The sequence below is a fragment of the Streptomyces sp. NPDC054794 genome (assembly GCF_053611585.1).
Genome location: NZ_JBSHAQ010000105.1, coordinates 1 through 14018, shown reverse-complemented (window position 1 = coordinate 14018; position 14018 = coordinate 1). Strand labels below are relative to the sequence as shown.

At 69.9% G+C, this 14018-nt stretch carries 14 protein-coding genes; 13 read left to right on the top strand and 1 reads right to left on the bottom strand.

Translation table 11 applies throughout. The features are described 5' to 3' along the window. Positions 1-54 precede the first annotated feature (54 nt). Entirely contained in the window at positions 55-558 is a 504-nt protein-coding gene (bldD, locus tag ACWGKT_RS47230) for a transcriptional regulator BldD (protein WP_086170636.1), read from the bottom strand. Between the two features lie 254 nt (positions 559-812). On the opposite strand from bldD, the gene pyrR reads away from it, so the two are divergent. From pyrR to ACWGKT_RS47165, 13 genes are all read left to right on the top strand, one after another. Next, positions 813-1400 carry a bifunctional pyr operon transcriptional regulator/uracil phosphoribosyltransferase PyrR gene (gene pyrR, locus ACWGKT_RS47225; protein WP_356145001.1) on the top strand — a complete coding sequence of 196 codons (588 nt, stop codon included), beginning with the start codon at positions 813-815 and terminating at the stop codon, positions 1398-1400. Between the two features lie 97 nt (positions 1401-1497). Further along, positions 1498-2475, top strand: coding sequence for an aspartate carbamoyltransferase catalytic subunit (locus tag ACWGKT_RS47220; RefSeq protein WP_356144999.1), 978 nt, complete (start codon positions 1498-1500; stop codon positions 2473-2475). A 5-nt stretch (positions 2476-2480) separates the two neighbouring features. Then, on the top strand, positions 2481-3767 hold the full coding sequence (locus ACWGKT_RS47215; RefSeq protein WP_235458689.1) for a dihydroorotase: 1287 nt from the start codon (positions 2481-2483) through the stop codon (positions 3765-3767). Further along, on the top strand, positions 3764-4351 hold the full coding sequence (locus ACWGKT_RS47210) for a PH-like domain-containing protein (protein ID WP_453278620.1): 588 nt from the start codon (positions 3764-3766) through the stop codon (positions 4349-4351). The genes ACWGKT_RS47215 and ACWGKT_RS47210 overlap by 4 nt, the downstream gene beginning before the upstream one ends. Continuing rightward, positions 4348-5490, top strand: a complete 1143-nt coding sequence (gene carA, locus ACWGKT_RS47205; RefSeq protein ID WP_356144993.1) for a glutamine-hydrolyzing carbamoyl-phosphate synthase small subunit — start codon at positions 4348-4350, stop codon at positions 5488-5490. Before ACWGKT_RS47210 ends, carA begins: the two co-directional genes overlap by 4 nt. Further along, the gene (carB, locus tag ACWGKT_RS47200; RefSeq protein WP_453278619.1) at positions 5483-8791 is read left to right on the top strand and encodes a carbamoyl-phosphate synthase large subunit; all 3309 of its coding nucleotides are present in this window, start codon (positions 5483-5485) and stop codon (positions 8789-8791) included. The genes carA and carB overlap by 8 nt, the downstream gene beginning before the upstream one ends. Positions 8792-8845: 54 nt before the next feature. Next, positions 8846-9961 carry a quinone-dependent dihydroorotate dehydrogenase gene (locus ACWGKT_RS47195; protein WP_453278618.1) on the top strand — a complete coding sequence of 372 codons (1116 nt, stop codon included), beginning with the start codon at positions 8846-8848 and terminating at the stop codon, positions 9959-9961. Further along, positions 9958-10803 carry an orotidine-5'-phosphate decarboxylase gene (gene pyrF / locus ACWGKT_RS47190; RefSeq protein ID WP_356144987.1) on the top strand — a complete coding sequence of 282 codons (846 nt, stop codon included), beginning with the start codon at positions 9958-9960 and terminating at the stop codon, positions 10801-10803. The genes ACWGKT_RS47195 and pyrF overlap by 4 nt, the downstream gene beginning before the upstream one ends. A gap of 289 nt (positions 10804-11092) precedes the next feature. Beyond that, positions 11093-11416 carry an integration host factor gene (locus ACWGKT_RS47185; RefSeq protein ID WP_003977346.1) on the top strand — a complete coding sequence of 108 codons (324 nt, stop codon included), beginning with the start codon at positions 11093-11095 and terminating at the stop codon, positions 11414-11416. A 60-nt stretch (positions 11417-11476) separates the two neighbouring features. Beyond that, positions 11477-12034, top strand: coding sequence for a guanylate kinase (gene gmk, locus ACWGKT_RS47180; RefSeq protein WP_235458608.1), 558 nt, complete (start codon positions 11477-11479; stop codon positions 12032-12034). A gap of 50 nt (positions 12035-12084) precedes the next feature. Further along, positions 12085-12354, top strand: coding sequence for a DNA-directed RNA polymerase subunit omega (rpoZ, locus tag ACWGKT_RS47175; RefSeq protein WP_023842852.1), 270 nt, complete (start codon positions 12085-12087; stop codon positions 12352-12354). Between the two features lie 156 nt (positions 12355-12510). Continuing rightward, positions 12511-13713 (top strand): bifunctional phosphopantothenoylcysteine decarboxylase/phosphopantothenate--cysteine ligase CoaBC, encoded by a 1203-nt coding sequence (gene coaBC, locus ACWGKT_RS47170; protein ID WP_356144985.1) that lies wholly within the window; start codon positions 12511-12513, stop codon positions 13711-13713. A gap of 239 nt (positions 13714-13952) precedes the next feature. Beyond that, a partial coding sequence (locus ACWGKT_RS47165; protein WP_306434313.1) for an S-adenosylmethionine synthetase N-terminal domain-containing protein occupies positions 13953-14018 on the top strand: 66 nt, incomplete at its 3' end.

The window sequence follows — 14018 nt, the reverse complement described above, 5'->3', positions numbered from 1 at the left end:
ACCGTCAAGTTCCGGCCACCCCGGCGGCACGTTTCTGCTGAAGCGCTGAGCGGGTCAGCTCTCCTCGTGAGTGGCCACGGCGCGGCGCGCGTCCGCGTCCAGGACACCCCAGCTGATCAGCTGCTCGGTCAGGACCGAGGGCGACTGGTCATAGATGACGGCGAGTGTGCGCAGGTCGTCCTGGCGGATCGACAGCACCTTGCCGTTGTAGTCACCGCGCTGGGACTGGATCGTCGCTGCATAACGCTGGAGCGGGCCCGCCTTCTCGGCCGGCACGGTGGCCAGCCGCTCCAGGTCCAGGACCAGCTTCGGCGGGGGCTCGGCGGCACCGCCGGGCGTGGTGCCCGGCAGCAACTCCTGCACGGGGACACCATAAAAATCGGCCAATTCCGCAAGACGCTGTACGGTCACGGCGCGGTCGCCGCGCTCGTACGAACCGACCACGACCGCCTTCCAGCGGCCCTGGGACTTCTCCTCGACACCGTGGAGGGAAAGGCCCTGCTGGGTGCGGATGGCCCGGAGCTTTGCCCCGAGCTGTTTGGCGTATTCGCTGGACATATGGCTCCCCGGACACTGTGTCGACGCGGCGGGCTGCGTTTCCGCGCCGCGCGGCTGGTAACTCACTGTGAGGTTACGCAGCGTTACTCTGCTGCGTCAAGCCGAATGGTCCGCACCGACTCTTCCGTGGTGGCGGCGGCAGATTACGCCAAGGGGGTGATCAGCGGCGTCGTGGCGACCTGGTAGCGTGGATGGCGCAATTCCGACGTCCTTTAAGGTCCGTCCCGTGAGGCGGAGAAGGAGGTCCGTTTCTTATGGACACGCAAGCTGACGCACAAGCGTCCGATGCCCGGCCCGTTCTCGAAGGGCCCGACATCGCGCGGGTGTTGACCCGCATCGCCCACGAGATCGTCGAGCGCGCCAAGGGCGCCGACGACGTGGTGCTGCTCGGCATTCCGACCCGGGGCGTCTTCCTCGCCCAGCGGCTCGCCGTGAAGCTGGAGGAGATCACCGACCGCAAGATGCCGGTCGGTTCCCTCGACATCACCATGTACCGCGACGACCTGCGCATGCACCCGCCGCGTGCGCTGGCCCGCACCGAGATCCCCGGTGACGGCATCGACGGCCGTCTGGTCGTCCTCGTCGACGACGTGCTCTTCTCCGGCCGCACCATCCGCGCCGCCCTCGACGCGCTGAACGACATCGGGCGCCCGCGCGCGGTCCAGCTCGCGGTCCTCGTCGACCGCGGCCACCGCGAACTGCCCATCCGTGCCGACTACGTCGGCAAGAACCTCCCCACGTCGCTGCGGGAGACGGTCAAGGTCCAGCTCGCCGAGGAGGACGGTCGCGACACCGTGCTGCTCGGCGTCAAGCCGGCCGCCCCGGGCGAGCGGCGCCAGTAGCGCACCGGCGTACGTCCCCAAGGGCCGTACCCCCGCTCCTCGCGCCCCCGTCTGCCCGGAATCTCCCGATACTGAACTGCCTTACGGAGCCTGACAGATGCAGCGTCATCTCATCTCGGCCGCCGATCTCACCCGCGACGACGCCGTCCTGATCCTCGACACCGCCGAGGAGATGGCCCGGGTCGCCGACCGGCCGATCAAGAAGCTGCCGACCCTGCGCGGCCGCACGATCGTCAACCTCTTCTTCGAGGACTCCACGCGCACCCGGATCTCGTTCGAGGCCGCCGAGAAGCGCCTGTCCGCGGACGTCATCAACTTCACCGCCAAGGGGTCGTCGGTGTCCAAGGGCGAGTCCCTGAAGGACACCGCCCAGACCCTGGAGGCCATGGGCGTCGACGCCGTGGTCATCCGGCACGGCGCCTCCGGCGCCCCCTACCGCCTGGCCAACTCCGGCTGGATCGACGCCGCCGTCATCAACGCCGGCGACGGCACCCACCAGCACCCGACCCAGGCCCTGCTGGACGCGTTCACCATGCGCCGCCGGCTCGTCGGCCGCGACGCCGGCCTCGGCCGGGACCTCGCAGGCAAGCACATCACGATCGTCGGGGACATCCTGCACAGCCGCGTCGCCCGCTCCAACGTCGACCTGCTGCACACCCTCGGCGCCGAGGTCACCCTGGTCGCCCCGCCCACCCTGCTGCCGGTCGGCATCGAGTCCTGGCCCTGCGAGGTGTCCTACGACCTCGACGCCACGCTGCCCAAGTCCGACGCGGTGATGATGCTGCGCGTCCAGCGCGAGCGCATGAACGCCGCCTTCTTCCCGACCGAGCGCGAGTACTCGCGGCGCTACGGCCTCGACGGCGACCGCATGGCCCGGATGCCCGAGGGCTCCATCGTGATGCACCCCGGCCCGATGGTCCGCGGCATGGAGATCACCGCCGAGGTCGCCGACTCGGACCGCTGCACCGCCATCGAGCAGGTCGCGAACGGAGTCTCCATCCGGATGGCCGTTCTCTACCTCCTGCTCGGTGGCAACGAGCCCGCCGTCACCCACACCCGTACCGAGGAGAAGTAACACCCATGAGCAAGATCCTGATCCGTGGTGCGAAGGTGCTCGGCGGCGAGCCGCAGGACGTGCTGATCGACGGCGAGACCATCGCCGAGGTGGGCACCGGGCTGTCCGCCGAGGGCGCCCAGGTCGTCGAGGCCGACGGCAAGGTGCTGCTGCCGGGCCTGGTCGACCTGCACACGCACCTGCGCGAGCCCGGCCGCGAGGACTCCGAGACCGTGCTGACCGGCACCCGCGCGGCCGCCTCCGGCGGCTACACCGCCGTCTTCGCCATGGCCAACACCTTCCCGGTCGCCGACACCGCCGGCGTCGTCGAGCAGGTCTACCGGCTCGGCCAGGAGCACGGCTACTGCGATGTGCAGCCCATCGGCGCCGTCACCGTCGGCCTGGAGGGCAAGAAGCTCGCCGAGCTGGGCGCCATGCACGAGTCCGCCGCGGGCGTCACCGTCTTCTCCGACGACGGCAAGTGCGTCGACGACGCCGTGATCATGCGCCGCGCCCTGGAGTACGTGAAGGCCTTCGGCGGCGTCGTCGCCCAGCACGCGCAGGAGCCGCGGCTGACCGAGGGCGCCCAGATGAACGAGGGCATCGTCTCCGCCGAGCTCGGTCTGGGCGGCTGGCCGGCGGTGGCCGAGGAGTCGATCATCGCCCGGGACGTCCTGCTCGCCGAGCACGTGGACTCCCGCGTCCACATCTGCCACCTGTCGACCGCCGGCTCGGTCGAGATCGTCCGCTGGGCCAAGTCCCGCGGCATCGACGTCACCGCCGAGGTGACCCCGCACCACCTGCTCCTGACGGACGAGATGGTGCGCACGTACAACCCCGTGTACAAGGTCAACCCGCCGCTGCGCACCGAGCGCGACGTGCTGGCCCTGCGCGAGGCGCTCGCCGACGGCACGATCGACATCGTCGCCACCGACCACGCCCCGCACCCGCACGAGGACAAGGACTGCGAGTGGGCCGCGGCCGCCATGGGCATGGTCGGCCTGGAGACCGCGCTGTCAGTGGTCCAGGAGACGATGGTCGACACGGGCCTGCTGGACTGGGCCGGCGTCGCCGACCGCATGTCCTTCCGGCCCGCGCACATCGGACAGGCCACCGGGCACGGCCGTCCCGTCTCGGCAGGTGAGCCCGCCAACCTCACCCTCGTCGACACGGAATACCGTGGCCAGGTGGACCCCGCGGGCTTCGCCTCGCGCAGCCGCAACACCCCCTACCAGGGGCGTGAGCTGCCGGGCCGTGTCACCCACACGTGGCTGCGGGGCAAGGCCACGCTCGTCGACGGGAAGCTCACGTGACACCTCCGCACCTGACCCAACTGGCCGCCGATCTCGCCGCCGAGCAGAAGTCGGCCGAGGTCACCGACTGGGCCGCACGGATCGGCTGGCTCGTCGGACTCGCCCTCTTCGTCGTGCTCGTCTACTGGCTGATGCGCGAGGGCTGGAAGTGGCGCGGCACGCTCCAGGGCGACATCCCGGACCTGCCCACCGTGCCGGAAGAGACCGGCCCGGCGAGACTGAGCATGAGCGGCCGCTACCACGGCTCCACCACCGCCGGGCAGTGGCTGGACCGCATCGTCGCCCACGGTCTGGGCACCCGCAGCCGGGCCGAGCTCACCCTGACGGACGCGGGCCTCGACGTCGTACGCCCCGGAGCGGCCGACTTCTTCGTCCCCGCCGCCGCGCTGCGCGAGGCCCGGCTCGACAAGGGCATCGCGGGCAAGGTCCTCACCGAGGGCGGCCTGCTCGTGGTGACCTGGGCACACGGCGACAAGCTGATCGACTCCGGTTTCCGCTCGGACCGCGCGGCCGAGCACAACGAATGGGTCGACGTCCTCAACTCCATGATCAAGACAACCACCACGGAAGGCGCCGAACGATGACGACCTCCACCCGGGGAGCCGAGAAGGTTCCCGCCGTACTCGTCCTGGAGGACGGCCGCATCTTCCGTGGCCGCGCCTACGGGGCCGTGGGGGTGACCTTCGGCGAGGCCGTGTTCTCCACCGGCATGACCGGCTACCAGGAGACGCTCACCGACCCGTCGTACCACCGCCAGGTGGTCGTGATGACCGCCCCGCACGTCGGTAACACCGGCGTCAACGACGAGGACCCCGAGTCCCAGCGGATCTGGGTGGCCGGCTACGTCGTGCGCGACCCCGCGCGCGTGCCCTCCAACTGGCGCGCCAGGCGCTCGCTGGACGAGGAACTGCGCCACCAGGGCGTCGTCGGCATCAGCGGCATCGACACCCGCGCCCTGACGCGGCACCTGCGCGAGCGCGGCGCCATGCGCGTCGGCATCTTCTCCGGCAACGCCCTGCCCGACGAGGGCACCATGCTCGCCGAGGTCCGCCAGGCCCCCGAGATGGAGGGCGCCGACCTCTCCGCCGAGGTCGCCACCAAGGAGACCTACGTCGTCCCCGCGATCGGCGAGAAGAAGTACACCGTCGCCGCCGTCGACCTCGGCATCAAGGGCATGACCCCGCAGCGCATGGCCGAGCGCGGCATCGAGGTGCACGTGCTCCCGGCCACGGCCACCGCCGAGGACGTCTACGCCGTCAACCCCGACGGGGTGTTCTTCTCGAACGGTCCCGGCGACCCGGCCACCGCCGACGGACCGGTCTCCGTCATGCGGGCCGTCCTGGAGCGGGGCACGCCGCTGTTCGGCATCTGCTTCGGCAACCAGATCCTCGGCCGCGCCCTCGGCTTCGGGACCTACAAGCTGAAGTACGGCCACCGCGGCATCAACCAGCCGGTGCAGGACCGTACGACCGGCAAGGTCGAGGTCACCGCGCACAACCACGGCTTTGCCGTCGACGCCCCGCTCGACAAGGTGTCCGACACACCGTTCGGCCGCGTCGAGGTCTCCCACGTCTGCCTCAATGACAACGTGGTGGAGGGCCTCCAGCTCCTCGACCAGCCGGCCTTCAGCGTCCAGTACCACCCCGAAGCGGCAGCGGGCCCGCACGACGCCGCCTACCTGTTCGACCGCTTCGTATCCCTGATGGAGGGCCAGCGTGCCTAAGCGCACCGATATCCAGTCCGTCCTGGTCATCGGCTCCGGCCCGATCGTCATCGGCCAGGCCGCCGAGTTCGACTACTCCGGCACCCAGGCGTGCCGTGTGCTGAAGTCCGAGGGCCTGCGCGTCGTCCTCGTGAACTCCAACCCGGCGACGATCATGACCGACCCGGAGATCGCCGACGCCACCTACGTGGAGCCGATCACCCCCGACTTCGTCGAGAAGATCATCGCCAAGGAGCGGCCGGATGCGCTGCTGCCCACCCTGGGTGGCCAGACGGCCCTCAACACCGCGATCTCTCTGCACGAGAACGGCGTCCTCGACAAGTACGGCGTCGAGCTGATCGGCGCCAACGTGGAGGCGATCCACAAGGGCGAGGACCGGGACCAGTTCAAGCTCGTGGTGGACGCGGTCCGCTCCAAGATCGGGTACGGCGAGTCCGCCCGCTCGGTGATCTGCCACTCCATGGACGACGTGCTGAACGGCGTCGAGCAGCTCGGCGGCTACCCCGTCGTCGTCCGCCCCTCCTTCACCATGGGCGGCGCCGGCTCCGGCTTCGCCCACGACGAGGAGGAGCTGCGCCGCATCGCCGGCCAGGGCCTGACGCTCTCCCCGACCACCGAGGTGCTCCTGGAGGAGTCGATCCTGGGGTGGAAGGAGTACGAGCTGGAGCTGATGCGCGACAAGCACGACAACGTCGTGGTCGTGTGCTCCATCGAGAACTTCGACCCGATGGGTGTGCACACCGGCGACTCGATCACTGTCGCCCCGGCGATGACGCTGACCGACCGCGAGTACCAGGTGCTGCGCGACATCGGCATCGCCGTCATCCGCGAGGTCGGCGTCGACACCGGCGGCTGCAACATCCAGTTCGCGGTGGACCCCGAGGACGGCCGGGTCATCGTCATCGAGATGAACCCGCGCGTCTCGCGCTCCTCGGCCCTCGCGTCCAAGGCCACCGGCTTCCCGATCGCGAAGATCGCGGCGAAGCTGGCCGTGGGTTACACCCTGGACGAGATCCCGAACGACATCACGCGGGAGACGCCGGCTTCGTTCGAGCCGACGCTCGACTATGTGGTCGTGAAGGCGCCGCGCTTCGCGTTCGAGAAGTTCCCCCAGGCCGACTCCACGCTGACGACCACCATGAAGTCGGTGGGTGAGGCGATGGCGATCGGCCGGAACTTCACGGAGGCGCTGCAAAAGGCGCTGCGCTCGCTGGAGAAGAAGGGCAGCCAGTTCACCTTCGTCGGCGAGCCCGGCGACAAGGCCGCCCTGCTGCGCGAGGCCGTCCGGCCCACCGACGGCCGCATCAACACGGTCATGCAGGCCATCCGCGGCGGTGCCACGCCGGAGGAGGTCTTCGACGCCACGAAGATCGACCCCTGGTTCGTCGACCAGCTCTTCCTCATCAAGGAGATCGCCGACGAACTGGCGGACGCCGCCGAGCTGACGCCGGACCTGCTGGCGGAGGCGAAGCGGCACGGCTTCTCGGACCAGCAGGTCGCGGAGATCCGCGGTCTGCGTGAGGACGTGGTGCGTGAGGTCCGGCACGCGCTGGGTATCCGGCCGGTCTACAAGACGGTCGACACCTGCGCCGCCGAGTTCGCGGCGAGGACGCCGTACTTCTACTCCTCCTACGACGAGGAGAACGAGGTCGCGTCCCGGGAGAAGCCCGCGGTGATCATCCTGGGGTCGGGTCCGAACCGGATCGGGCAGGGCATCGAGTTCGACTACTCCTGCGTCCATGCCTCCTTCGCGCTCAGCGATGCGGGGTACGAGACGGTGATGGTCAACTGCAACCCGGAGACGGTCTCGACGGACTACGACACCTCCGACCGGCTGTACTTCGAGCCGCTGACGCTGGAGGACGTGCTGGAGATCGTCCATGCGGAGCGGCAGGCCGGTCCGGTGGCGGGTGTGGTGGTTCAGCTGGGTGGTCAGACGCCGCTGGGTCTGTCGCAGGCGCTGAAGGACAACGGGGTGCCGATCGTGGGCACGTCGCCGGAGGCGATCCATGCGGCCGAGGACCGGGGCGCGTTCGGCCGGGTCCTGGCGGAGGCGGGCCTGCCCGCCCCCAAGCACGGCACCGCGACGACCTTCGCCGAGGCCAAGGCCATCGCCGACGAGATCGGCTACCCCGTCCTCGTCCGCCCCTCCTACGTGCTGGGCGGACGCGGCATGGAGATCGTCTACGACGAGACCCGCCTCGAGTCCTACATCGCCGAGTCCACCGAGATCAGCCCGTCCCGGCCGGTCCTGGTCGACCGCTTCCTCGACGATGCGATCGAGATCGACGTCGACGCCCTGTACGACGGCGAGGAGCTCTACCTCGGCGGCGTGATGGAGCACATCGAGGAGGCCGGCATCCACTCCGGTGACTCGGCGTGCGCGCTGCCCCCGATCACGCTGGGCGGCTTCGACATCAAGCGCCTGCGGGCCTCCACCGAGGCCATCGCCAAGGGCGTCGGCGTCCGGGGCCTGATCAACATCCAGTTCGCGATGGCCGGGGACATCCTCTACGTCCTGGAGGCCAACCCGCGCGCGTCCCGCACCGTCCCCTTCACCTCGAAGGCGACCGCGGTGCCGCTGGCCAAGGCGGCCGCCCGGATCTCCCTGGGCGCCACCATTGCCGAGCTGCGCGCGGAGGGGCTGCTGCCGGGCCACGGGGACGGCGGTGAGCTGCCGTTCGACGCGCCGATCTCCGTCAAGGAGGCGGTGATGCCGTGGTCGCGGTTCCGTGACATCCACGGCCGCGGTGTGGACACCGTGCTCGGCCCGGAGATGCGCTCCACCGGTGAGGTCATGGGCATCGACTCGGTCTTCGGCACCGCCTACGCGAAGTCCCAGGCGGGTGCCTATGGTCCGCTGCCGACCAAGGGGCGGGCGTTCATCTCGGTGGCCAACCGGGACAAGCGGTCGATGATCTTCCCGGCGCGGGAACTGGTCGCGCACGGCTTCGAGCTGCTGGCCACCTCGGGCACGGCGGAGGTGCTCAAGCGCAACGGCATCCACGCCACGATCGTGCGCAAGCAGTCCGAGGGCGTCGGCCCGAACGGGGAGCGGACCATCGTCCAGCTCATCCACGACGGCGAGGTCGACCTCATCGTCAACACGCCGTACGGCACCGGCGGCCGCCTCGACGGCTACGAGATCCGTACGGCTGCCGTGGCGCGGTCCGTGCCCTGCCTGACGACGGTGCAGGCGCTCGCCGCCGCGGTCCAGGGCATCGACGCCCTCAACCACGGCGACGTGGGAGTGCGTTCGCTCCAGGAACACGCGGAACACCTGACCGCGGCCCGCGACTAGCAGCCCTGAGGGGGACATCGGAAACGGTGTCCCCCTCTTCATGAGGACACCTACATGTACAAGCTTTTCTTCCGTCTGGTCTTCAAGCGGATGGACCCGGAGCAGGCCCACCACCTGGCCTTCCGGTGGATCCGCCTCGCCGCTCGCATCCCGGTGCTGCGCACCTTCGTCGCCGCCGCCCTCGCGCCCCGCTACAAGGAGCTGCGGACGGAGGCGTTCGGGCTGCGGATGCACGGCCCCTTCGGCCTCGCCGCCGGCTTCGACAAGAACGCCGTCGCCATCGACGGGATGTCCATGCTGGGCTTCGACCACGTCGAGATCGGCACGGTGACGGGCGAGCCGCAGCCCGGCAACCCGAAGAAGCGGCTGTTCCGCCTGGTCCCGGACCGGGCGCTGATCAACCGCATGGGCTTCAACAACGACGGCTCCCTCGCCGTCGCCGCCCGCCTCGCGACCCGTGAGCCGGTCTTCCGGACCGTCGTGGGCGTCAACATCGGCAAGACCAAGGTGGTCCCGGAGGCGGAGGCCGTCCGCGACTACGTGAAGTCGACCGAGCGCCTGGCGCCGTACGCCGACTACCTGGTCGTCAACGTCTCCTCCCCGAACACGCCGGGGCTGCGCAACCTGCAGGCGACCGAGGCACTGCGCCCGCTGCTGAGCGCGGTCCGCGAGGCCGCCGACCGCACGGTGTCCCACCGCCGGGTCCCGCTGCTGGTGAAGATCGCCCCCGACCTCGCCGACGAGGACGTCGACGCCGTCGCCGACCTGGCCGTCGAGCTCGGCCTGGACGGGATCATCGCGACCAACACCACCATCGCGCGCGACGGTCTGGGTTTGAAATCCCAACCCTCATTGGTCAAGGAGACCGGTGGACTGTCCGGCGCCCCGCTGAAGGCGCGCTCCCTGGAGGTCCTGCGCCGCCTGTACGCGCGCGTGGGCGACCGGATCACCCTGGTGGGCGTCGGCGGCGTCGAGAACGCCGAGGACGCCTGGCAGCGGATCCTGGCGGGCGCCACGCTGGTGCAGGGCTACAGCGCCTTCATCTACGAGGGGCCCTTCTGGGGCCGCGCGATCCACAAGGGCCTCGCCGCACGGCTGCGCACGAGCCCGTACGCCACGCTCGCCGACGCGATCGGCGCCGACACCCGGAAGGCCGGTACGACCGCATGAGCGCTCTTGAACCCTTCGGCGCCCGACTCCGCCGCGCCATGGACGAACGCGGCCCGCTGTGCGTCGGCATCGACCCGCACGCGTCCCTGCTCGCCGAGTGGGGCCTGAACGACGACGTGAGCGGTCTGGAGCGGTTCAGCCGCACGGTCGTCGAGGCGATGGCCGACCGGGTCGCCGTGCTCAAGCCGCAGAGCGCCTTCTTCGAGCGCTTCGGCTCGCGCGGGCTCGCCGTGCTGGAGAAGTCCGTCGCCGAGGCGCGGGCGGCCGGCGCGCTGATCGTCATGGACGCCAAGCGCGGCGACATCGGCTCGACCATGGCCGCCTACGCCGAGGCCTTTCTGCACAAGGACGCCCCGCTGTTCTCGGACGCCCTGACCGTCTCGCCGTACCTCGGCTACGGCTCGCTGAGCCCGGCCGTCGCGCTGGCCAGGGAGAGCGGCACGGGCCTGTTCGTGCTGGCGCTGACCTCGAACCCGGAGGGCGGCGAGGTGCAGCATGCCGTGCGGGCCGGCGGGCGCGACGTCGGGGCGACGATGCTGGCTCACCTGGCGGCCGAGAACGCGGGGGAGGAGCCCCTCGGGTCCTTCGGCGCGGTCGTCGGCGCCACGCTCGGTGACCTGTCGTCGTACGACCTGGACATCAACGGTCCGCTCCTCGCGCCCGGCATCGGCGCCCAGGGGGCCACCCCCGCCGATCTTCCCGGGGTCTTCGGCGCGGCCGTCCGCAATGTCGTTCCGAACGTCAGCCGGGGTGTTCTGCGTCACGGTCCCGACGTCGGCGCGCTGCGCACCGCGGCGGAGCGGTTCGCGGAGGAGATCCGGACGGCCGTGGCGGCCGCCTGAGACCTCCGATGAGTCCTCGCCGGGGCGGCTTGAGTCTGAATACATCCTCAAATCCGGGGCAATATGTCTGAAATGTCCGGCCTGGTGGAGGCTGACCAGGACTTTTCCGCTGTTCTCGCTGACTCTGGCGGACTTGCCCGCTAGTCTCCGAGCAGTGGGGGCACCTCCCGCGCCCCTCAACGCAGTGGGGGAGAACGGGCAGCGTGTTGCTCGTAGCTCCCCAGGTGTGGGGCGACTAGGTTCCTCACCGGTCCGTATCCGACAGTTCGACATCCGAGGTGACGTAGGCGTGGCTCTTCCGCCCCTTACCCCTGAACAGCGCGCAGCCGCGCTCGAAAAGGCCGCCGCGGCTCGCCGGGAGCGGGCCGAGGTCAAGAATCGACTCAAGCACTCCGGCGCCTCTCTTCACGAGGTCATCAAGCAGGGCCAGGAGAACGACGTCATCGGCAAGATGAAGGTCTCCGCCCTGCTCGAATCCCTGCCGGGCGTGGGCAAGGTCCGCGCCAAGCAGATCATGGAGCGACTCGGTATCTCCGAGAGCCGCCGCGTGCGTGGCCTCGGCTCGAACCAGATCGCCTCCCTGGAGCGCGAGTTCGGCAGCACCGGCTCCTGAGTACTGGGATGCCCGGGACTGGAGTCCCGGGCATCCCGGGATTGCTGGAATAATCGCTGCATGAGTGAACGTCCGCGGCTGACCGTGCTCTCCGGCCCCTCCGGGGTCGGCAAGAGCACGGTCGTCGCCCATATGCGCAAGGAACACTCCGAGGTCTGGCTCTCGGTGTCGGCGACCACCCGCAAGCCCCGCCCCGGCGAGAAGCACGGTGTCCACTACTTCTTCGTCACCGACGAGGAGATGGACAAGCTGATCGCCAACGGCGAGCTGCTGGAGTGGGCCGAATTCGCCGGCAACCGTTACGGCACGCCGCGTGCGGCCGTGCTGGAGCACCTGGAGGCGGGTGTGCCCGTCCTCCTGGAGATCGACCTCCAGGGCGCCCGGCAGGTCCGCGAGTCCATGGCGGAGGCCCAGCTCGTGTTCCTGGCTCCTCCCTCCTGGGAGGAGCTCGTGCGCAGGCTCACGGGGCGGGGCACCGAACCGCCCGAGGTGATCGAGCGCCGCCTGGACGCGGCCAAGATCGAGCTGGCGGCTGAGCCCGAGTTCGATGTGACCTTGGTCAACACCTCCGTCAAGGACGTGGCGCGCGAGCTGCTAGCCTTGATGGACGTTGTGTGATCGTGCCCGATCACAGTGACTGACTTTTCCCATCCATCGGAAGGTAGAGCGTGTCCTCTTCCATCACCGCGCCCGAGGGCATCATCAACCCGCCGATCGACGAGCTTCTCGAGGCGACGGACTCGAAGTACAGCCTCGTGATCTACGCGGCCAAGCGGGCCCGCCAGATCAACGCGTACTACTCGCAGCTCGGCGAGGGCCTCCTTGAGTACGTCGGTCCGCTCGTGGACACCCACGTCCACGAGAAGCCGCTCTCGATCGCCCTGCGCGAGATCAACGCGGGTCTGCTGACGTCCGAGGCCATTGAGGGCCCGGCGTAGTAGTACTTTCGTACTGAGATTGACTTATCCACAGGCCCGGCAGCGCGACTGCCGGGCCTGTGGTCTGCTCGGGGGGTGCGGGAGTCGTCCCCGCGCCGTGAGGCAGCATTGAGTCGGCGGCAGTGAGTCGTACGTTTCCGAGTCCGGGGAGAGACGGTGGACAAGCCGAGGGTCGTTCTGGGGGTCAGCGGCGGCATCGCCGCGTACAAGGCCTGTGAGCTGCTGCGGAGGCTGACGGAGTCCGGTCACGACGTCCGCGTGGTGCCGACCGCGTCCGCACTGCACTTCGTGGGCGCCGCCACCTGGTCCGCCCTCTCCGGCAACCCCGTCTCCACCGAGGTCTGGGACGACGTCCACGAGGTGCCGCACGTCCGCATCGGCCAGCACGCCGACCTGGTGGTCGTGGCCCCGGCGACGGCGGACATGCTCGCCAAGGCCGCCCACGGCCTCGCCGACGACCTGCTGACCAACACGCTCCTCACCGCGCGCTGCCCGGTCGTCTTCGCCCCGGCCATGCACACGGAGATGTGGGAGCACCCGGCCACCCAGGAGAACGTGGCGACGCTGCGCCGCCGTGGCGCCGTCGTCGTCGAACCGGCGGTCGGCCGGCTCACCGGCGTCGACACCGGCAAGGGCCGGCTCCCCGAGCCCGCCGAGATCTTCGAGGTCTGCCGCCGGGTGCTCGCCCGGGGCGTCACCGAGCCCGACCTCAAGGGGCGCCACGTCGTCGTCAGCGCCGGCGGCACCCGCGAGCCCCTCGACCCGGTCCGCTTCCTCGGCAACCGCTCCTCCGGCAAGCAGGGCTATGCCCTGGCCCGCACGGCCGCGGCGCGGGGCGCCCGGGTGACCCTCGTCGCGGCGAACACCGGTCTGCCGGACCCGGCGGGCGTGGACGTCGTCCAGGTCGGGACCGCCGTACAGCTGCGCGAGGCCGTGCTGAAGGCTGCCGCGGACGCCGACGCCGTGGTCATGGCCGCCGCCGTCGCCGACTTCCGCCCGGCCGCCTACGCCGTCGGCAAGATCAAGAAGAAGGACGACCAGGAACCGGATCCCATCGTCCTGGTCCGGAATCCGGACATTCTCGCCGAGGTCTCGGCCGACCGGGCGCGCCCCGGACAGGTGATTGTCGGATTTGCAGCCGAGACGGACGACGTCCTCGCCAACGGCCGGGCGAAGCTGGCGCGCAAGGGGTGCGATCTCCTCGTGGTGAACGAGGTGGGGGAGCGCAAGACCTTCGGTTCCGAGGAGAACGAGGCGGTCGTGCTGGGCGCCGACGGCACGGAGACGCCCGTACCGCACGGCCCGAAAGAAGCCCTCGCCGAGATCGTCTGGGACCTCGTGGTGCGCCGCTTCGGCTGAAGTGTTTCAGCCGTTTACCGGACGTTTCGAACATGACATTCTCGCGTGGCGGCTCTGGCCAATGCCGCTCGGCATTGGGCAGAATGCCCGTGCCGCAGGTCACAGCGCTCCCGAGAGGCGAGACGGGTGGGCCGACGGCCGAGTGCGACCGATAAACTGTTGTCGGACGACGCCGGGCGCAGCTCCCAGTGTCGTCCGACAATGATCAGCCAGCAGCCGCTGCAACCCCAGGGAGCGTTGTGTCCCGTCGCCTGTTCACTTCGGAGTCCGTGACCGAAGGTCACCCCGACAAGATCGCTGACCAG

Excerpts from the sequence above, each read along its gene's own strand:
- bldD (WP_086170636.1), bottom strand. The coding sequence starts at position 558 with ATGTCCAGCGAATACGCCAAACAGCTCGGGGCAAAGCTCCGGGCCATC.
- pyrR (WP_356145001.1), top strand. The coding sequence starts at position 813 with ATGGACACGCAAGCTGACGCACAAGCGTCCGATGCCCGGCCCGTTCTC.
- ACWGKT_RS47220 (WP_356144999.1), top strand. The coding sequence starts at position 1,498 with ATGCAGCGTCATCTCATCTCGGCCGCCGATCTCACCCGCGACGACGCC.
- ACWGKT_RS47215 (WP_235458689.1), top strand. The coding sequence starts at position 2,481 with ATGAGCAAGATCCTGATCCGTGGTGCGAAGGTGCTCGGCGGCGAGCCG.
- carA (WP_356144993.1), top strand. The coding sequence starts at position 4,348 with ATGACGACCTCCACCCGGGGAGCCGAGAAGGTTCCCGCCGTACTCGTC.
- ACWGKT_RS47195 (WP_453278618.1), top strand. The coding sequence starts at position 8,846 with ATGTACAAGCTTTTCTTCCGTCTGGTCTTCAAGCGGATGGACCCGGAG.
- pyrF (WP_356144987.1), top strand. The coding sequence starts at position 9,958 with ATGAGCGCTCTTGAACCCTTCGGCGCCCGACTCCGCCGCGCCATGGAC.
- gmk (WP_235458608.1), top strand. The coding sequence starts at position 11,477 with ATGAGTGAACGTCCGCGGCTGACCGTGCTCTCCGGCCCCTCCGGGGTC.